This is a genomic window from Vibrio sp. 1401 (assembly GCF_033340295.1).
Map to the genome: position 1 here is coordinate 1 of NZ_JAWOWF010000813.1, position 523 is coordinate 523.

Annotated in this window: 1 protein-coding gene; it reads right to left on the reverse strand. The window is 45.1% G+C overall.

Features of this window, described 5'->3' with window-relative positions; genetic code table 11:
* Positions 1–33: 33 nt before the first annotated feature.
* Positions 34–523, reverse strand: a 490-nt coding sequence (locus tag R7Z77_RS28315; protein ID WP_318137430.1) for a flagellar basal body rod C-terminal domain-containing protein, incomplete at its 5' end; no start/stop codon positions are given.

The window sequence follows — 523 nt, forward strand, 5'->3', positions numbered from 1 at the left end:
TAGTGCTGGATGCATAGTGAACCTCTAACTCTGTTAACTCATACGAAGCAATGAATCTGAAGATTTATCCATCTCTTCAGCGGTGCTCATCATTTTGACCTGCATTTCGAATTGACGTTGAAGGTCAATCAGCGCGGTCATTTCACCTACGGCATTCACGTTACTACCTTCAATCGCACCAGTTTGGATGCTGATAGTGCCGTCTGCTTCGTAAGGCTGGTTTGGAGTTTTATGGCGAAATAAGCCATTGGTGTCTTTAAATAAGCTTTGATCGTCAGTTTTCACAAGCTTGATACGATCAACGATTTGTAATTCTTCAGCCGGCGCACCTTGTGGAAGTACAGAGATGGTGCCATCACGACCGATTTCGATTTTGGAGAGTGGGATTGGCAGGGTGATTGGCGCATCGTTCTCCCCCAAAACGGCATGACCGCTTGCGTTGGTTAGCATACCATTTTGGTCAATTTTGAGGTTACCGTTACGGGTCAAACCTTCTTTTCCAGTGTGATCCAATACAGAAATC